The sequence below is a fragment of the Coriobacteriia bacterium genome, assembly GCA_041658765.1.
Lineage (GTDB): Bacteria > Actinomycetota > Coriobacteriia > Anaerosomatales > JBAZZO01 > JBAZZO01.
Genome location: JBAZZO010000004.1, coordinates 73,284 through 90,961, shown reverse-complemented (window position 1 = coordinate 90,961; position 17,678 = coordinate 73,284). Strand labels below are relative to the sequence as shown.

19 protein-coding genes and 1 tRNA gene are annotated in these 17,678 nt (G+C 70.3%); 2 read left to right on the top strand and 18 right to left on the bottom strand.

The window, feature by feature from the left end; all coding sequences use genetic code 11:
• Position 1 precedes the first annotated feature (1 nt).
• The 12 genes from WC971_03925 to WC971_03870 all read right to left on the bottom strand — a co-directional run bounded on the left by WC971_03925 (position 2) and on the right by WC971_03870 (position 13,711).
• Positions 2-667 carry a cobalamin-dependent protein gene (locus WC971_03925; protein ID MFA5843960.1) on the bottom strand — a complete coding sequence of 222 codons (666 nt, stop codon included), beginning with the start codon at positions 665-667 and terminating at the stop codon, positions 2-4.
• Between the two features lie 70 nt (positions 668-737).
• Positions 738-822: transfer RNA gene (locus tag WC971_03920), tRNA-Leu, on the bottom strand.
• Between the two features lie 3 nt (positions 823-825).
• Positions 826-1,761 (bottom strand): Ppx/GppA family phosphatase, encoded by a 936-nt coding sequence (locus WC971_03915; GenBank protein ID MFA5843959.1) that lies wholly within the window; start codon positions 1,759-1,761, stop codon positions 826-828.
• A 1-nt stretch (position 1,762) separates the two neighbouring features.
• Entirely contained in the window at positions 1,763-2,248 is a 486-nt protein-coding gene (locus tag WC971_03910) for a DUF501 domain-containing protein (GenBank protein MFA5843958.1), read from the bottom strand.
• A gap of 4 nt (positions 2,249-2,252) precedes the next feature.
• Entirely contained in the window at positions 2,253-2,609 is a 357-nt protein-coding gene (locus WC971_03905; GenBank protein ID MFA5843957.1) for a septum formation initiator family protein, read from the bottom strand.
• A 313-nt stretch (positions 2,610-2,922) separates the two neighbouring features.
• Entirely contained in the window at positions 2,923-4,317 is a 1,395-nt protein-coding gene (gene pyk, locus WC971_03900; protein ID MFA5843956.1) for a pyruvate kinase, read from the bottom strand.
• A 20-nt stretch (positions 4,318-4,337) separates the two neighbouring features.
• Positions 4,338-5,249: a class I SAM-dependent methyltransferase gene (locus WC971_03895; GenBank protein ID MFA5843955.1), complete on the bottom strand. Its 912-nt coding sequence runs from the start codon at positions 5,247-5,249 to the stop codon at positions 4,338-4,340.
• 25 nt (positions 5,250-5,274) lie between these two features.
• Entirely contained in the window at positions 5,275-6,561 is a 1,287-nt protein-coding gene (gene eno / locus WC971_03890) for a phosphopyruvate hydratase (protein ID MFA5843954.1), read from the bottom strand.
• On the bottom strand, positions 6,558-7,994 hold the full coding sequence (mazG, locus tag WC971_03885; protein ID MFA5843953.1) for a nucleoside triphosphate pyrophosphohydrolase: 1,437 nt from the start codon (positions 7,992-7,994) through the stop codon (positions 6,558-6,560). The genes eno and mazG overlap by 4 nt, the downstream gene beginning before the upstream one ends.
• 29 nt (positions 7,995-8,023) lie before the next feature.
• The gene (locus WC971_03880) at positions 8,024-8,953 is read right to left on the bottom strand and encodes a peptidylprolyl isomerase (GenBank protein ID MFA5843952.1); all 930 of its coding nucleotides are present in this window, start codon (positions 8,951-8,953) and stop codon (positions 8,024-8,026) included.
• Positions 8,954-8,977: 24 nt separating this feature from the next.
• The gene (gene mfd, locus WC971_03875) at positions 8,978-12,355 is read right to left on the bottom strand and encodes a transcription-repair coupling factor (GenBank protein MFA5843951.1); all 3,378 of its coding nucleotides are present in this window, start codon (positions 12,353-12,355) and stop codon (positions 8,978-8,980) included.
• Positions 12,356-12,439: 84 nt separating this feature from the next.
• Positions 12,440-13,711, bottom strand: a complete 1,272-nt coding sequence (locus WC971_03870; protein ID MFA5843950.1) for an anthranilate synthase component I family protein — start codon at positions 13,709-13,711, stop codon at positions 12,440-12,442.
• A gap of 143 nt (positions 13,712-13,854) precedes the next feature.
• On the opposite strand from WC971_03870, the gene nth reads away from it, so the two are divergent.
• Positions 13,855-14,511: an endonuclease III gene (nth, locus tag WC971_03865; protein MFA5843949.1), complete on the top strand. Its 657-nt coding sequence runs from the start codon at positions 13,855-13,857 to the stop codon at positions 14,509-14,511.
• A 4-nt stretch (positions 14,512-14,515) separates the two neighbouring features.
• Here nth and WC971_03860 read toward each other — a convergent pair whose 3' ends face one another.
• The 4 genes from WC971_03860 to WC971_03845 all read right to left on the bottom strand — a co-directional run bounded on the left by WC971_03860 (position 14,516) and on the right by WC971_03845 (position 16,294).
• The gene (locus WC971_03860) at positions 14,516-15,220 is read right to left on the bottom strand and encodes a DUF554 domain-containing protein (protein ID MFA5843948.1); all 705 of its coding nucleotides are present in this window, start codon (positions 15,218-15,220) and stop codon (positions 14,516-14,518) included.
• A gap of 2 nt (positions 15,221-15,222) precedes the next feature.
• Positions 15,223-15,702: an NYN domain-containing protein gene (locus WC971_03855; GenBank protein ID MFA5843947.1), complete on the bottom strand. Its 480-nt coding sequence runs from the start codon at positions 15,700-15,702 to the stop codon at positions 15,223-15,225.
• A gap of 32 nt (positions 15,703-15,734) precedes the next feature.
• Positions 15,735-15,962 carry a hypothetical protein gene (locus tag WC971_03850; protein ID MFA5843946.1) on the bottom strand — a complete coding sequence of 76 codons (228 nt, stop codon included), beginning with the start codon at positions 15,960-15,962 and terminating at the stop codon, positions 15,735-15,737.
• A 104-nt stretch (positions 15,963-16,066) separates the two neighbouring features.
• Positions 16,067-16,294, bottom strand: a complete 228-nt coding sequence (locus WC971_03845) for a hypothetical protein (GenBank protein ID MFA5843945.1) — start codon at positions 16,292-16,294, stop codon at positions 16,067-16,069.
• A gap of 113 nt (positions 16,295-16,407) precedes the next feature.
• Here WC971_03845 and WC971_03840 point away from each other — a divergent pair, with 113 nt between their 5' ends.
• Positions 16,408-16,881, top strand: a complete 474-nt coding sequence (locus WC971_03840) for a peroxiredoxin (GenBank protein ID MFA5843944.1) — start codon at positions 16,408-16,410, stop codon at positions 16,879-16,881.
• Positions 16,882-16,905: 24 nt separating this feature from the next.
• Here the strand turns inward: WC971_03840 and WC971_03835 are convergent, their stop codons facing one another.
• Together WC971_03835 and WC971_03830 are read right to left on the bottom strand one after the other, a co-directional pair.
• Entirely contained in the window at positions 16,906-17,238 is a 333-nt protein-coding gene (locus WC971_03835) for a cupredoxin family copper-binding protein (GenBank protein MFA5843943.1), read from the bottom strand.
• A gap of 69 nt (positions 17,239-17,307) precedes the next feature.
• Positions 17,308-17,637: an Hpt domain-containing protein gene (locus tag WC971_03830; protein MFA5843942.1), complete on the bottom strand. Its 330-nt coding sequence runs from the start codon at positions 17,635-17,637 to the stop codon at positions 17,308-17,310.
• Positions 17,638-17,678: the final 41 nt, after the last annotated feature.

Below are 17,678 nucleotides of genomic sequence, written 5' to 3'. Positions count from 1 at the left end.
CTCAGGCGTCCTCGTCCGGCCGTGGCGCGAAGAGGTCGCTCGCGATGCGCGCCACCAGACGCAGCGCGCTCTCGGCTCCGAGCACGACACCGTTGGCGCCGAGTTCGCGCGCGATCTTCCCATCCGCGTCGAACGGACCTCCGGCCGCTAGGACCACGACGTCGTCGCGGCCGTCCGCGGCGAGCAGCTCGCGCACCCGCCGCACCGACGCGACGGTCCCGGTGAGCTCGGCGCACACGATCGCTATCCGCGCGCCCGTCTGCGCCACCTTCTCGACGAACTCGGTCGGACGCGCGTCGGCGCCGAGGTCGACGACGCGGTGGCCGGCTTCCTTGAGCGCGGCGGCGATGACGTTCTTGCGGATGTCGTGACGGTCTGAGGCCGCGCAACCGACGACGATGGTGATCCCGGTGTCGGGAGCGGCCGCGGGCGGCACGACGAAGGGGCCGATCTGCTCCGCGACGACCGAGGCCTGCGCGAAGGCGACCTCGTCGAGCGCCCGGGACGCCCAGGCGCCGCCGAGCATGGCGAGCGAGGGGGCGTAGAGGTCGTCGAAGAGAGCCCCGCGCTGCGCGCCGGCGCCCTTCGCCTCCTCGACGACCGCGATGGCCCCTGCCGGGTCCTGGCTCACGAACGCCTGGTACAAGCGCGCCACGGCGTCACTCACCGGCCCGACCTCCCTTGTGTCTCGCATCGGTCCCCTCACGCGGACGGGTGAGGCGCCGGACAGCAACTCTTGGTGGGCCGAGAGGGGATCGAACCCCCACTCCCGAAGGAAGCGGTTTTTAAGACCGCCGCGTCTACCGGTTCCGCCATCGGCCCGCGCTACCCGCGCCCGCCGGCCTCATCGAGCGCGAGACCGTACAGGATGTCGTGCTCCGAGACGACGGTCTCCCCGAGACCCGCCAAGCCCAGGACGACCTCGAGGACGAGCGCACCAGCAACTATAACGCCCGCGCGTTCGGGCTCCAAACCGACGACCTGCTCGCGATGGGCGAGTGTGAGCGCGGCGAGCCGCGCCGCGAGCCGCGCCACGTCGTCGCGGGAGAGGACACAGCCGTGGACGGCGGCGGGATCGTACGTTCCCATGGCCCGGTCGATGGCCACGAGGCTCGTGGCCGTGCCGGCGAGGGAGACCGCGACGCGAGGCGGTTGCGGGAGAGCCTCGAAGTATCCGCGCATCTCGGCCGCTACCCACTCCCTCGCGCAAAGGAGCTCCTCGGTCGAGGGCGGGTCCGAAGAGAGGAAGAGATCGGTCACGCGACGGGAGCCCACGTCGAAGGAGCGCGCCGCGACCACCTCGGTGTGGCGAGCGTCCCCGTGGGCCCACGCGCGTCCGAGGACCAGTTCGGTCGAACCTCCACCGAGATCGATGACGAGAAGGCCCTCTCCGTCGAGATCGTACGTGGCGCCCGCGAACGAGAGACGGGCCTCCTCGTCCCCGGGGATGACGCGCAGGTCGACGCCCTCCCGCGCGACCCGTGCGACGAGAACGCCGGCGTTCGACGAGTCTCGTGCGGCGGAGGTGGCCGCCGCCGTGACGGAGACGGCGCCGAGTTCGCGCGCCCGCTTCGCGAACACCCCGACCGCGGCCGTCACGCGGGCGACGGCCGCGTCCGCGAGAAGCCGGCTGGAGGTCATCCCCTCTCCGAGGTGCGTGAACGCGAGTCCCCGCTCGACCTCGGTCAGCGTACCTCGCTCGACGTCCGCCACGAGCAGACGCGTCGTGACCGTGCCGATGTCGATCGCGGCGACGCGCACGTCAGGACCGTCGCGATCCGCAGGCGGCGTCGGCGCAACCGTCCGCGAGTCCGGAGAGCACCGCCTCGCCGACGGGGTCGGAGATGCCCGCGAGCGCCGCCGCGACATGTGCGTGCAGGCATTTCGTCCGCAGCGGGTCGCGTTGACCGGCGGTGCCGACGTCCTTTGGCCCGGGCACCCCGCCCTCCGCGTCCCGGATCCTGCGGTACTCCTCATCCGCCTCGAGCGCCCGCCGGGCGAGCGAGGGATCGTGCGCAAGACGCGAGGCCCACTCGGCGACGCCACCGGCGGACTCCAAAGCGCCGACGGCCGCGACCATATCGGGACACGTGAGCCAGAACGTCGTGGGGAACGGCTCGCCCTCCTTCAACCGCGGGGCGGTGGCGATCACGGACGGATTGCCGTGCGGGCAGCGCGACGCGACCCTCCAGCTACCCCTGGGCCGCCGTCCGAGCTGCGCGGCGACGACCGTCTCGTCACAGGACAAGGCGTCACCGCCCGAGACCGACGAGACGCGCGAGAGCTCCGAGCCAGCTCGCTCGAGCGCTCGAGGAGGCGTCCTTCGATGCCGGAGAGGCCTCGCGGGAGGCGGTCGTCCCCGCGACGATGTAGGCGCGCTCGCCCGGGCGGACCATCCCCAGGCTCGTGCGAGCGACCTGCTCGACGCCTTCGGGGGTCTTGAGGCGGTCGACCTGTCGCCGCAGCGTGTCGTTGCGGCGCTGCAGCCCGTCGAGTTCGCTCTGAAGAGCGGCTCGCTGCGCCCGCTCGGAGACACCCATGCGCACGGTCGGGAAGAGCGCCCACACCGCCAGGGCGACTGCCGCCACGAGCAGGACCGGCGCGGCCACGGATCTCCCGCGTCCGCGCGAAGCGTTCGCTCGGGGGGCGCCGGCTGCACCCGGGACGCGCGGCGAGCGCGACCGCGGGGCCGCGTCAGTCCGACCCGCGGACTTCCGCGTGCTCCTCGCCTTGGCCCCTTGCCGCGATGGTGGTCTGGCTGCCATGGGGTGATCGTCCTGGGTGAAGGCCGGCGATATCGTCGATGCGCCGCAACACGGCGCCCGAGCGCATCCTATCACAGGCTACGAGAAATCTCGACCTCTACGCGAGGTCAAGGGTACACACCGTCCCTTACCTGCGGCGACCACGATCTCCGCGCCCCTAGGGGACGGGGATGACCTCGACGAGATTCGTCGTGCCCGGCCGGTTGACCGTCACGCCCGCCGTCAGTGCGATGAGGTCGCCGGACCGCGCCAGCCCATACTCCGCGGCGGCCTTCGCCGCGAGCGCGGCCATGTGCTCGACCGAATCGGAGGGCGCCACGACCCGGGGCGTGACGCCCCATACGAGCATCAGCGCCCTGGCGACGCGCGGATCCGGCGTGAGCGCGAGGACCGGGGTCGACGGCCGATGCCGCGCGACCGCGCGAGAGGTCGCCCCGGACTCGGTCGCCGTCACGATCGCCGCCAACCGAAGGTCGGCGGCGAGTTCACAGGCCGCCGCGCTCACGGCCTCGGTCACGCTGCCGCCACGGGACGGGAGCGGTCCGGCCGGCGTGAACTCCTCTTCCGCCGCCGCGGCGATGCGTGCCATCGTCTCGACGGCCTCCACGGGATGAGCGCCCACCGCCGTCTCCCCGGAGAGCATCACCGCGTCCACCCTCTCGAAGATGGCGTTGGCCACGTCGGACGCCTCGGCCCTGGTCGGGCGCGGCGCCGACACCATCGACTCGAGCATCTGCGTCGCGACTATGACCGGGACGCCCCGGTCGCGGCAGGCTGTGATGATGCGCCGCTGCACCAGCGGGACCCGTTCCGGCGACGTCTCGACCCCGAGGTCGCCGCGCGCGACCATGATCGCGTCCGCCACCTCGACGATCGACCCGAGGCGCTCGACCGCCTCGTGCTTCTCGATCTTCGCGACGATCGGGAGTCGACGCTCGCCCATGAGCGCTCGCAGCCGATCGAGGTCTCCGGGCTCCCGCACGAACGACATCGCCACGAGGTCGACTCCGGCGGCGAGTCCCCACGCCAGGTCGGCGGCGTCCTTCGCCGTGATCGCGTCCACGGCCAACGTCACACCGGGGACGTTCACGCCCTTGCGACTCGAGAGCGGCCCGCCCGTCTCGACCCTCGTGCTCACCCGGCCCGGCGCCGTCGACTCCACCACCAGCGCGATCCGCCCGTCGTCGATCAGCACGCGGTCCCCCGCGGTCAGGTCGCTGGCGAGGTCGGCGTACGTGACACAGGCCTGGGTCGCGGATCCGGGACACTCCCCCGCGACGAGGTCGAATCTCGTCCCCGCGACGAGGACCGTGCCTTCACCGACGTCCCCGACCCTCACTTTCGGTCCGCCGAGATCGAGCATGACCGCGACCGGGCGTCCCGCGCGCTCTTCCGCCTCGCGCACGGCGAGCAGCCGCGCATCGAGCTCCCCCGGGCCGGCGTGGGAGGCGTTGAGGCGCGCGACATCCATCCCCGCTGCGAGAAGACGGTCGAGCATCTCCGGCGACTCGCAGGCCGGGCCGATCGTGGCGACGATGCGGGTGCGGCGCATGGCCCCACCTCCGGGAGGAGTCAGGGCAGCTCGTCCGCGTCGGAGAGCCGCTCGCGGTCGCCGGCACGCGGGAGACGCACGACCTGCACTGCGTCTCCGTCGCGACGGACAGTGAGCTCGCTGCGGCCGAGCCGATGGACGGCGGTCCGCAGGTTGCCGTAGAGCCGGTCCACGCCCTCGGGATCGGTGCGCACCAACACGGCGCGGTCTCCCCCGGCAAGGAAGTAGCGTATGAGCCGAGTCGCCGCTCCGCGCGGCGCCGGGAAGGGCACAGCTATCTCGCGGGCATCGACCGCCCATTCGTCCTCGGGCTCCGCTCCCTGCTCCGGTACCACGGCTCCGTGCAGACGCGCGATCAGCAGCACGGCGTGACGCCGCGAGTCGGCGGTCGAGACGATCCTCAGCGTCACGTCGAATCCCTGCGCCGCCGCCCCGCGGGCCAGATACGCCCAGTCGAGCGAGCGGTCCTCGTCGAGCATCATGACGACGCGGTCCCGGACCCTTTTCCCGAGCTCCGTGAGGAGCCGAGCGAGAGCGACGCCGCGACGCGGCGTGAACGTGACGACGGCGGCGTCGAACGACGGCAGCGCGGGCAGCTCCTCCACGAGGCCCTTGATCGTCCTGAGCTTGGGAGAGTCGGCGACGTCGCTCGCGAGCAGGCGCCGCAGCATCCCCGCGGAGGGCTCCATCGCGGTGACGGTGCCCGCGCGCCCCAGCAACGGCCTGGTCGCGAGGCCCGTGGCGGCGCCGACCTCGAGCACGTCCGCGCCTTCGGGCACCTCCTCGAGCACGGCGGCGAGCAGCTCCGGGAAGATACGCTCCTGCCCGAAGTCGATGTCGTAGTTGTCGGCGAGACGCTCCCGACGCGCGATCGTCGACTCGAACGGCACGCCGAGGAGGTACGTCGACCCCAGTTCGCGGTCTTTCGTCATCCTCCCGTGCCCCTCTTCCCGGCCTCTAGCGACCGAGGTTGTAGAACGCGGCCATGCCTGGGTAGACCGCCGAGTCGCCCAGTTCCTCCTCGATGCGCATGAGTTGATTGTACTTCGCGACCCGGTCGCTGCGGGCTGGCGCTCCCGTCTTGATCTGTCCGGCGTTCACCGCGACCGCGAGGTCGGCGATCGTCGTGTCCTCGGTCTCACCGGAGCGGTGCGAGATCACGCACGTGTATCCCGCCCGCTTCGCGGTCTCGATGGTCTCCAGCGTCTCGGTCAGCGAGCCGATCTGGTTCAACTTGATCAGGATCGAGTTCGCGACACCGGACGAGATGCCGCGGCGCAGCCGTTCGACGTTCGTGACGAACAGATCGTCCCCGACGAGCTGGATCTTGGAACCGAGCCGCTCGGTCATCAGCTTCCAGCCGTCCCAGTCCTCCTCGGCCATCCCGTCCTCGATCGAGACGATGGGGTGACGGTCGACGAGACCCGCGTAGTACTCGACCATCTCGGCCGAGGTCAGCTCGCGGCCCTCTCCCGCCAGGACGTACTTCCCGTCCTTGTAGAACTCGGTGGACGCCGGGTCGAGCGCGAAGACGACCTGGTCGCCGAGAGAGTAGCCTGCCGCCTTCACCGCGTCGGATATGACCGTCAGGGCCTCCTCGTTGCTGCCCAGGTCGGGAGCGAATCCCCCTTCGTCACCGACACCGGTGGAGAGCCCGCGCTTCTTCAGCACGCCCTTGAGGGTGTGGTAGACCTCGGCGCAGATGCGAAGCCCCTCGGCGAAGGTGGCGGCGCCGACCGGCATGACCATGAACTCCTGCAGGTCGACGTTGTTGTCCGCATGCGCGCCGCCGTTGAGGATGTTCATCATCGGGACGGGCAGCGTGTGAGCGTTCGCGCCGCCGACGTAGGAGTAGAGCGGCATGCCGAAGGACGCCGCCGACGCCTTGGCGACGGCCAGCGAGACGCCGAGCACGGCGTTCGCGCCGAGCCGGGCCTTGTTCGGCGTCCCGTCGAGATTGAGCAGCACGGCGTCGATCGCGCGCTGGTCGCTGGCGTCCATCCCGAGCAGCTCGGGCATGACGAGATCGTTGACGTTGCCGACCGCCGTGAGAACGCCTTTGCCGAGGTAGCGTCCCGAATCCGTGTCGCGCAGCTCGATCGCCTCGAAGGCGCCGGTGGAGGCGCCCGACGGCACCGCGGCTCGCCCGAGGGCGCCGTCGTCGAGCTCGACCTCGACCTCGACGGTCGGATTGCCGCGCGAATCGAGGACCTCTCGCGCCAAGATGTCGGTGATGTAGCTCATCGTGTCCGGCTCCCTTCAGCCCGCTCCTTTTGCTTCGCGCTCTTCCAGAACTCCTCCATCGTGCTCGCGTCGGTCTCGGACAGCTCGACGCCGCGCTCGAGCGCCTGCGCCTCCATGTCCGCGAACCTCCGCCGGAACTTCTCGCAAGTGCCCCGCAGGGCCGTCTCGGAGTCGACGCCGAGCTTGCGGGCCACGTTGACGACCGTGAACAGCAGGTCCCCGAGCTCGTCCTCGACCTCGGGCGTGCCGGGGGCCGCGGCCTTCAACTCGTCGATCTCCTCGTGTACCTTCTCCCACACGTCGTCGACGGTCTCCCATTCGAAACCCGCCGCGGCCGCGCGCCGCGAGATCTTCTGCGCGTACATGAGCGACGGCAGGGCATCGGGCACTCCGTCGAGGACGCCCTCTCCCGCACGCTCCTCGCGCTTGAGCTGGTCCCAGCGCGCGATGACCTCGGAAGCGGTGCCGGCGCTGGCCGAGCCGAAGATGTGCGGATGGCGGCGGCGCAGCTTGGCGGTGATCCCGCTCACCACGTCATCGATGGTGAACGTGCCGTCCTCCTCGCCCATCCTCGAGTGGAGCATGATCTGGAGCAGCACGTCACCCAGTTCGTCCGCGAGGGCCGAGTCGTCGCCGGACTCGATCGCGGCGACCGCCTCGTACGCTTCCTCGATCATGTTCTGCCGCAGGGACCGATGGGTCTGCTCGAGGTCCCAAGGGCACCCGCCGGGGCCGCGCAGCAAGCGGATGATGCGCACCAGCTCGTCGAATCCGCCGGGGGCCGGCACGCGCACCGGCGGGACGTAGACGACCGCGTCCTCGCAAGCGTTCGCGGAAGCGAGGTCTGACAGGCTCGTCATCTCGAGACGGATCGCCCCGTCGGTCTGGCAGTCGGCGACGACGGCAGGGTGTTCGACCGGGAAGGACTGCGCCAACCGTTCGGCCACACGGCCGAGCGCGCCCTGGCCGCGCACCTCGGTGACGACCAGATGACCGTCTCGTCGGAGGTCGGCCGAGCGCAGGCTGCGAGCATCGATGATGTCGAGGTCGGCGGTCACGTCGACATCGAGCGCGAGCAACACGACCTGCGAGGGCGAGTCGGCCGGGAAGATCTCGACTCCTCTGCCGGCCCTCGCGAGCAGGCCCGATACGACCCCTTCTCGCAGGAGCGGGTATCCCACGCTGGCGATGCTGACATCGTGGTCGCGGGCAAGAGCGAGTATCCCGGAGACGATCTCGAACGATGACGCGCCCTCGGATACGCCGACATCGGCGTATCCGGTGGTCACGACCCCGGCTGCGGACAGTGCGTCGGCGACTCGCCCGGTCGTGGAAGGGACGAGCACGCGCTCCGAGCGGCGAAGCCTCTCGACCGCCGCCGCGCTCAAGACACCGTCGCGCTCGTCGAGTCCGACGATGGAGATCGAGCCCACGTCCGCCCCCCTCAAGACGCCGCCGCGGGCTACTTCGCCAGCTGGATCTTCGCCTTCTTCTTCAGCGCGTTGATGAACTTCTGGTAGACTTCGGCCTGCTTCTCCTGCAGGAGGATCGACTTGATTCGCTCCTTCACCTGCGCGAGCGTCTGCTGACGGGCGGGGCGCTTCTCGATGATCTTGATGATGTGCCATCCGAACGGCGTCAGCACGAGGTCGGAGACCTGACCCAGCTGCAGCCGGTCGGCGGCCGCCTGGAACTCGGCCACGAACGGCGTGGTCGGCCACCCGAGGTCGCCGCCGCGCGACTTGGTCGCGGTGTCCTGCGAGTACTGCCGCGCGAGGGCCGCGAAGTCCGCGCCCCCCCGGATCTGGCCGAGGACGCGCTGCGCCGTCGCCTTGTCGCTCTGCTTGAAGAGGATGTGACGCGCGTGGATCGCCGCGTCCTCCTTGAACTGCGTCTTGTTGGTCTCGTAGTACTTGGAGATGTCGGCCTCGGAGACCTTCACCTTCGAGGTGAGGTTCTTCAGGAGCTTCTGGGTGATGAGCTGGTCGCGCACCTGGTCGCGAAGGCCCTCAAGGGTCATACCGGCCTTCTGGATCTGGGCGAGGAAGGCCTTCTCGTTCGGGAAGCCGCGCTTGAGCTCGGTGACCTGGGCGTCGACCTCTTTGTCGGAGACCTTGATCCCTGCGTCCTTCGCGGCCTGGCGGACGAGGATCTCCGTCACCATGTTGTCGATGATGCGCTTGCGGAAGTCCGCGATCCGGGCCTCGCCGTCGGCGCCGGTGAACATCTGCGGGTACTGCTTCTTGATCTGGGCGATCTGCTCTTCGACCTCGCTCTTCTTGATGACCTCACCGTTCACGGTACCGGCGACGTCCTTCTTGGAGCAGCCGCTCACCGTGGCGACCAGGGTCACTGCGAGCGCGATGGCCATGAGTCTGGACCACGGCTTCATTCGAGTTCCTCTCCGGAGAACATGTCAGGCGGATTCAACGACGGACAGTATAGCATTGAGAGCGTCGAGCGTGGCCTGCACGGGACCCTCGGCGCCGTCGTCGACGAAGCTCACCGAGCGGTCCCGCTCGAGATAGACCGCGTTGCGCGACGCCGCCAGCGCGCCTCGCTGCGCGCCGTCGAGGGTGACGGGCTTGACGACGACGCGACGGCGCGCGTACGCGATGTTCGCAACGCCGAGGCCTATGGCGAGCGCGCGGATGCGCGCCACCGCTAGAAGCGCCGCGGCGGGCGGCGGCGGCGGTCCGTGACGCTCGCGGAGGCGCGAGGCGACGCGCTCGACGGCCTCGGGGGTCGGGGCTCCCGCCAGCTGCCGGTAGAAGGCCACCCGCTCGTCCACGTCGGGGACGTGGTCGTCGGGCAGGAAGGCGGGCACCGGGATGTCCACGCGCACTTCCGGCAGCGTCGAGACCGCCTCGCCCCTCGCCTCGGCGACCGCCTCCTTGAGCATCTGCGCGTAGAGGTCGAAGCCAACCGCGGAGAGGTTGCCGTGCTGCTCGGCGCCGAGCAGGCTCCCCGCGCCGCGGATCTCGAGGTCGCGCAGGGCGACCTTCATGCCGCTCCCGAGATCGGCGTTGTCCCGGATCGCGGTCAGCCGCTCGTAGGCGGGATCGGTGAGACGATGCGCGCTCGGGAAGAGGAAGTACGCGTACGCCTTGACGTGACTGCGTCCCACCCTGCCCTTGAGCTGGTAGAGCTGCGCGAGACCGAGACGCTCGCTGTCCTCGATCACCAGCGTGTTCGTGTGCGGGTTGTCGATGCCGCTCTCCACGATCGTGGTCGAGACGAGGATATCCGTGCGGCCGGCTGAGAAGGACTCCATCACGCGCTCGAGCTCGCGCTCGGACATCTGACCGTGCGCGACGCTGACGCGGGCCTCGGGGGCGAGTGCGCAGACGCGGCGCGCCGCGTCGTCGATCGTCCCGACGCGGTTGCTCACGTAGTAGACCTGCCCGCCACGCTCGATCTCGCGGCGTATCGCCGGACCGACGACCTCGGCGTCCCACTCGCCCACGTGCACGGCGACCGGGAAGCGGTTCGGCGGGGCCGTGTCGATGACCGACAGGTCGCGCACGCCCGACAGGGACATCTGCAGCGTGCGCGGGATCGGGGTCGCCGTGAGCGTGAGGACGTCGACCTGCTCGCGCAGGTGCTTCATGTGCTCCTTGTGACCGACGCCGAACCTCTGCTCCTCGTCGATGACGACCAGCCCGAGGTCGTGCGGCCCCACGTCTTGTGAAAGCAAGCGATGGGTGCCGATCAGCACGTCCACGCTCCCCGCGGCGAACCCGGCGAGCGCGTCGGCCTGCTGGGCTTTCGAGCGGAACCGGGAGAGGACCTCGACACGGACCGGGAACGGCGCGTACCGCTCGGAGAAGGTCGTGAAGTGCTGCTGAGCGAGGATGGTCGTCGGGCACAGGACGATGACCTGCTTGCCGTCCTGAGCGGCCTTGAACGCCGCGCGGATAGCGACCTCGGTCTTCCCGTAGCCGACGTCGCCGCACACGAGCCTGTCCATCGGTTCTTCCGATTCCATGTCCGACTTGACGTCCGCTATCGCGGCGAGCTGGTCGGGCGTCTCCTCGAAGGGGAAAGCCGCCTCCATCTCCATCTGCCAGGGCGTGTCGGGCGAGAACGCGAAACCGGTGACGGTGGCGCGCCTCGCGTAGAGGTCGACGAGGTCGAAGGCGAGCTTGCGGGCGGCCGCGCGGGCCCCGCGCGTCGCGCGCGACCAGTCGGCGGTGTTCAGCCGAGTGACCTTCGGAGCACCGCCGTCCGGACCTACGTAGCGCGTGACCCGGTCGATCTGCTCGACGGGAACGTAGAGCTTGTCCCCCTTCGCGTATTCGAGGAGGAGGTAGTCGCGGTCCACCCCGGCGACCGTCTGGCGCACGATGCCGACTAGGAGCGCGATGCCGTGGACGGCGTGGACGACGTGGTCGCCCGGCTTGAACGAGAAGGTGAGGTCCGCGGCGTTGACCGCGCCACCCGCGGCCCTTCGCGCCCGCGGGAAGACGTCCTCCATGCTCACGACGGCGAGCCGGGCGTCCGGCACGACGTAGCCCGCGGGGATGTCGGCGACCGCGAGCGCGGCGACGCCCGCACGCAGCCCGTCTTCGGCGCGCGCGTCCTCCACGGATATGCCGGCGCCGGTCAGCGCGACCGCCAGGCGCTCACGACCCGCTCGATCGCGCGCCGCCACCAGCACGCGATGGTCGGTGTCGAGCAGCGCGCGGACCCCCGAGACGAACGCTTCCTCGCCTCCGGCGACCTCCGGCCGCCGCGCGGCGATCTCGCCGTCGACCGCGCCGCCCGCCCGCAGCAGCGAGAGGTAGGTGATGCGCTGGCGCCCACCGAGATCGACCGACCCCGGAGCGACGAACCCCTCGTCGACCCTGCGCCCGGCGGCGCTCGCGCGGGTAGTGAGGTCCTCGTGACCGCGCACCATGTCGTCGAAGATCGCGCGCGGCTCGGCGACCACCACGAGCGTGGCGGGAGAGACGTACCCGATGACGGTCGCGGTCTCCTTGTACAGGTGGGGCAGATAGCCCTCCACTCCGTCGAAGCAGATCCCCGCGTCGATACGCTCGAGGTCGCGAGCGAGTCCCTCGTCTTCGCGGGCGCGCTCCCCGAACGCGCGGCGCGCGCTCTGCGCGGCGCGCGTGCCGAGACGGACCTCGCGGCAAGGGAAGACCTCCACCGGACCCGAAGGACCGACCGCCTGTTGCGTCGAGGAGACGTATCGCACGAGGCTCTCGACCTCGTCGCCGGACAACTCGGCCCGGACGGGATACGCGGCGTCCGACGGGAAGACGTCGAGGATGCCCCCGCGCACCGCGAACTCGCCGCGGCTCTCCGCCCTCGGCAACCGCTCGTAGCCCATGCGCGCCAGCCGCTCGATCGTCGCGTCGAGGTCGATAGGAGCGCCGGGGGCGAGCAGGACCGGGTCGAAGACCTGCGCACCGGGCGGAGGCAAGCGGCGCAGCAGCGCGCGGGCGGAAGTCACGACGAGGGCGTCGCGTCCGCGGTCGAGCGCGTAGAGCGCCCTGCCGCGCCTGCCGGCGCGCTCCAGGTCGGCCGGCTCGCGCGACCACGGCATGTCGAGCCTCGTCGGCAGCGGCAGTACCACGTCGCGCGGCAGATACGCCGCGACCTGGCGCACGAATCGCTCGGCGGCCTCCTCGCCCGGCACGACGACGAGCGTCGGGCGCGGACTCGACGCGTACAGCGCCGCGGTCACGACCGGCCGCACGAGCCCGGGAAGGGCGAGCGAGCAATCGTCACCGGCGGCGAGCATCGCCGCCGCCCGGGCGAACGCGGGAGCGAGGCGGAGTCTCTCCATTATGGATCGCAGCGGCGGCACGGGCGTCCCTTCAAAGCAGCACGACGGCCCCGCACCGGAGACCGGGCGGGGTGTCGGACGAGACTATCTCCCAAGCGGGGCGGGGTCAATCGCCGCGGCCGCGCCGCATGCCGGGATCGACTTCACGATCGTCTCCTCCCACTCCAGCAGCGGGTCGGAATCGATCGTTATCCCGCCGCCCACTCCGTAGACCGCCTCGTCTCCACGCACCACCAGCGAGCGGATCAGCACGGAGGAATCGAGCCTGCCGGGAACGGCCACCAGAAGACTCCCCGTGTACTCCTCTCGCGGACCGGACTCCAGCTCAGAGATGTGCAACATCGCCGACCTCTTCGGCGCTCCCGTGACAGAACCGCAAGGGAACGTCGCGGCGAGCAGCTCGGCGCATCCGGACCCGTCCGCGAGCCGCCCGCCGACCCGGCTCGCGAGCTGGTGGCAGTAGGGTGTCGACACGAGCATGGCGAGCGGCGAGACGACGATGCTCCCGGGCGAGCACGCCCGGCCGAGGTCGTTGCGCTCGAGGTCGACGACCATCACGTGCTCGGCCAGTTCCTTCTCGCACGCCGAGAGTTCTGACATGGCGGCGGCGTCGCGCTCCGGGCTGGAGTGACGCGGCCTCGTCCCCTTCACGGGCTCGACCGTCACCAGCCCCCGCCCGAGTGAGAGGAACCGCTCCGGCGACGCCGAGATCAGAGCGCGATCGGGCATGACCCACGACGCGGCCATCGATGCCGAGGTGCGCTCCAGCATCGAAGCGAACAGGACGCCGGGGGATGCCGCCGGGACACCCGTCACCCGACGCGTCAGGTTGAGCACGTAGACGTCGCCCGCGAGGACGGCCTCCCTCACCGCCTCGACGCCTCGCATGAACGACCCCGCATCGAGATCGGAAGCCGCGTCGAGCAGGAGAGGCGCCGATGCCGGAAGCGGTAGGGCCTCCACCGGCTGCGGCGGCGTCCCGCCACGCCAATCTCCCCACGCCCGCCAACCGCCGGGAGTCCGCGCGAGACCGCGCCGGAACCGCGCGACCGTCGCCGCCCCCTCGTAGGTCAGCAGGACGGCGCACAACCCCTCCCCGTCCCGGGAGCCCAGGACCTCATCGAGAGCACTCCCCGCCCCGCTCAAGGCCTCGCTCGGGGAGTAGGGCGACGTGTCGTCGCCTGCGGGAAAGCGGCTCCACTCGGGATCGCACGCGACGAGGGTGAGTCCGCCGAGCCAGCCGCTGGACGAACCCGGAGCGAGCACCAGCGCTCCCCGCTCGGGAGCGAACGCGGCGGCCCAGGCCTCGGGCGCGACGGTCGCGGGCGCGATCACGGGTCCTTCGCGGAACAGCATCCCGGCTCCTTCTCGACACAAGCGGCCGCGGGATGCCCCGACGGGCTGACATACGGCAGACACCATTGCACCGCAGGCAACGGGAACGGGCAAGACGCCGTCGGTGGATGGCCGTAAGATGGCCGGAGAACCGGGAGGACGCGATGGATGTCGGAGAACGGGCGCTCGAGATCGACCGGCGGCTCACCGGGCTCTACCCCGGCGCGCGGATCATGCTCTCGTACGACACCGACTTCCACCTGCTCGTGGCGGTGATCCTCTCCGCGCAGTGCACCGACCGGAAGGTGAACGAGGTCACGGCGGCGCTGTTCCCGAAGTACCCGACGGTCGCCTCGTTCGCCGGCGCCGATCCCGCCGACCTCGAGCGCGACCTCCGGCCGACCGGCTTCTTCCGCAACAAGACCCGCAACGTCATCGGCGCCGCGCGACTCGTTCTCGAGGAGCACGGCGGCACGGTCCCCGACACGATGGAGGAGCTGCTGACCCTCCCCGGCGTCGCGCGCAAGACCGCCAACGTCGTGCTCGGCAACCTCTTCGGCAAGGTGGAGGGCATCGCGGTCGACACGCACGTGTCGCGGCTCGCCCACCGGCTAGGACTGTCGTCGGAGAAGGACCCGGTCAAGGTCGAGCGGGACCTGATGGCGCTGCTGCCGCGCAAGGAGTGGTTCCGCGTCACCTACCGGCTCATCGAACACGGCCGCGCCGTATGCGACGCCAAGCGGCCGGTCTGCGGCGCGTGCGTGTTGAACGGCCTGTGCCCGAACGCGTTCGCCGTCCAGGGGTGGCGCGAGGCGCCGTAGGACGCTACCCCCAGAACCATCCCGCGACGGCGGCGACGAGTATCGCTGGGAGCATGTTCCCGACCGGCAGCCGCTTGACCTTCGCCAAGTCGAGACCGATGGCGAGGATGAGCGTCCCGCCGGCGGCCGACAGCTCACGGATGACCGCGGGAGTGAGGTACGGCTGCACGGCGTGCGCCCCAAGGGCGAGACCGCCCTGGATCGCCAGGATCGGGATCACCGAGAAGCCGACGCCGACGCCGAGCGTCGAGGCGAGCGCGATCGAGGCGACGCCGTCCATCGTCGCCTTCAGGTAGAGCAGCGTCGGGTCTCCCAGTCCGTCCTTGATCGACCCGAGGATCGTCATCGCGCCGACGCAGTAGAGCAGGCTGGCGGTGACGAACCCCTCGACGAGCGTGTGCCCGTGCCGGTCGGGAGACGGGGCGAGCAGCGCGCTCCCGTGCACGACGCGCTGCAGCCACTCGCCGAACGACTCGAGACGGCGCTCGATGCCCGCCGCCTCGCCGATGATGCTGCCGACGACGAGACTCCCCACCAGGATGACGGGGTTGTGGGTCGAGATCGCCATCTTCATGCCGATGGCCAGCGTCGCCAGGCCCATCGCGGTCATCGCGATCGTACGGAAGCGCTCGTGGATGAGGCGGCCGAACCCGAGCCCGACCGCCGTGCCGGCGAGCACCGTGACGATGTTGACGAAGACCCCGCGCACGATCACTCCTCCTTCGAGAGCCAAAGGTCCTTCAGTTCCTTCGTGATGGCGCTCGCATCGGGCGGCGACTCCTCGTCCCGACCCGGACGTCCCGCGCGGCGCCGGCGCGGTTTCGCTCCCCCGTAGACCGACTCGCGTCCGCGCACCTCGACCGCGACCTCCGCCGCATCGGCCGCCCTCTGCGCAAGTTCGTGGTCGGAGGTGACGAGCGCGAACGCCGAGACCGCCTCGCGCGCGACGCGGACGATGAGCTCGTCCGCGGACTCGTCCCGCGAGTAACGGACGGACACCGCGCCCTGGCGCTCGCCGCCGCCGAGTCCGGCCCTCCCGTCGAAGACCACGAGCACGTCGCCCGAGCCGAGCAGGTCGCGGCCTCGCGTCGCGAGACGCGCCACCAGTGCCGTCCGTTGTCCCTCGATGGGAAGGTCACGGGTGGCGGGGTCGCCTTTCGTCACGTTGTATCCGTCGACCAGGTAGCGCATCCTGCCATGGTACGCCGCCCCGGCCGGACCGGTCACCCCTCGAGGATCGCGATGATCTCCCCGGGGTCCGCCGAGCGGAAGACGGCGGGCTCCTCGTCGATGAAGACGATGGGAAGCGCCGCCGGACCGAGCAAGGTGAAGGGTCGCGCGTACGGATGGTCCTCGATGGCGGGCTCGCACGTGTCCAAGTACGTCACGCGGACCCGGTCGCCGAAGCGCGCCGAGACCCTGGCGGCGGCGTCCGCCGCCTCTTCGCGCATCGAACCGGTGTCCGCACGGGACGCCGACGGTGGGCCTCAACAGCCCGCGCGCATGTCCGAGCCGAGGATCACGACGTGCCGCACTTCGGACATCCCTCGACCTCCTAGCTGCCGGCCTGCGGGAGGAGCTCGACGCGTTCCTTCACGCTGAGCAACCAGGCGGCGACGTCGCTGCCGCCTTCGCCGAGAAGATCGAAGTACTGAACGGCGCACCCCGAGTCGGGCCACTCCGCGAGGTCGAGGTGGCCTGCGAGTCTCCAGAAGACGCAATCGCCAGTGTCGCACGAGAAGACGCCTTCCCCGGCCGTCTTGCGCAGCTCGCACTCGTCCATCTCGGCCTCCTACGACGCTTCCGGGGACACCGTCAGTCTAGCGCACGCGCGTCGCGGTACATACCTTCGAGAGGATCCCACGCCCCCGAGTGCAGAGGACCGAGGAGGTCACGATGACGGAGAGCGCACTCCCGCGGGTCGGCGACGCCGCGCCGCCACTGGCAGCGACCGTCACCGGAGGCGGAGAGTTCGACCTCGCGCAGGCGAGAGGGAAATGGGTCGTCGTGTACTTCTTCCCGCGGGCGAACACCCCTGGTTGAACCCACGAAGCGAAGGACTTCCAGGACCATGCGGTGGACCTGGAGGCCCTCGACGCCCTCGTGGTGGGCGTGAGCGCGGACAAGCCCGAGGTGCAGCGACGTTTCATCGACGCCTTCGATCTGACGTTCCCGCTGATCTCGGACACCGAGAAGCGGACCATCGCCGCGTGGGGAGCGCGGGAGGTGCTCGGCGTGAGTGCGAGACGCACGACGTTCCTCGTCGGACCGGACGGGTCGATCGCGCACGTGTGGCCGAAGGTGAAGGTCGAGGGACACGCCGAGGACGTGCTCGGCGTCATCCGCGCTTCGCGCGAAGCGACCGCCTGACGGCGAACAGCCCGACGACCCGCCCTACTCGACGATGACCTGGCCTTTCATCGACGGGTGGATGCCGCAGGAGTAGTCGTAAGTACCCGCCTTGTCGAACTTGTATCTGAACGTCGAGCTGGGGGCGATCTGGCCGCTGTTGAAGCCCTCGCCGATGATCGTGTGGTCCACAGAATCGTTGTTCGTCCAGACGACGGTCGATCCCTTGGCGACCTTGAGACTCGCGGGTTCGAAGGCGAAGCCCTTGATCGACACGGAAGAGCCGCCTGAGCCGCTCTTGGCACCAGTGCAGCCGACGAGCGTCGCGAGAACGACGACCGCCGCCGCGAGCACGAGCATCCGGATCCGCAGGGTCATGGCTACCACCTCCACCATCGAGTTGATGATGGCGAGTATTCTAACCCCGGCGTGTCACGACCGGGCGGATCACGCGACGTACTCGACGCGCACGTGACTCAGGTACTCCTCGAGCGCGCTCACACACTCGCGCAGGGTCACGAGGTCGCCGCGCACCGCGGCCGCCTCGACCTCGGCGCCTAGGTCGGTGAGGTAGTCGAAACCGTAGCCGCCGCCGGAGCCGCGCATCTTGTGCCCGATGGTCCTCGCGGTCATCAGATCGCCGGAGTCCAGCGCGTCGCGCATGGCGTGCGCGTCGTCCGCGCGCCGAGCGAGGTAGCGAGGCACGAGAGGTGCGATACTGTCATCGACGTGCACCACGGCGGGAGCCGGGTTCCTAAGGGTCATGATGCCGTTCATGGCTCCGCCTCCTTCCAGAAGTCCGTCCCGGCGACGCCCGA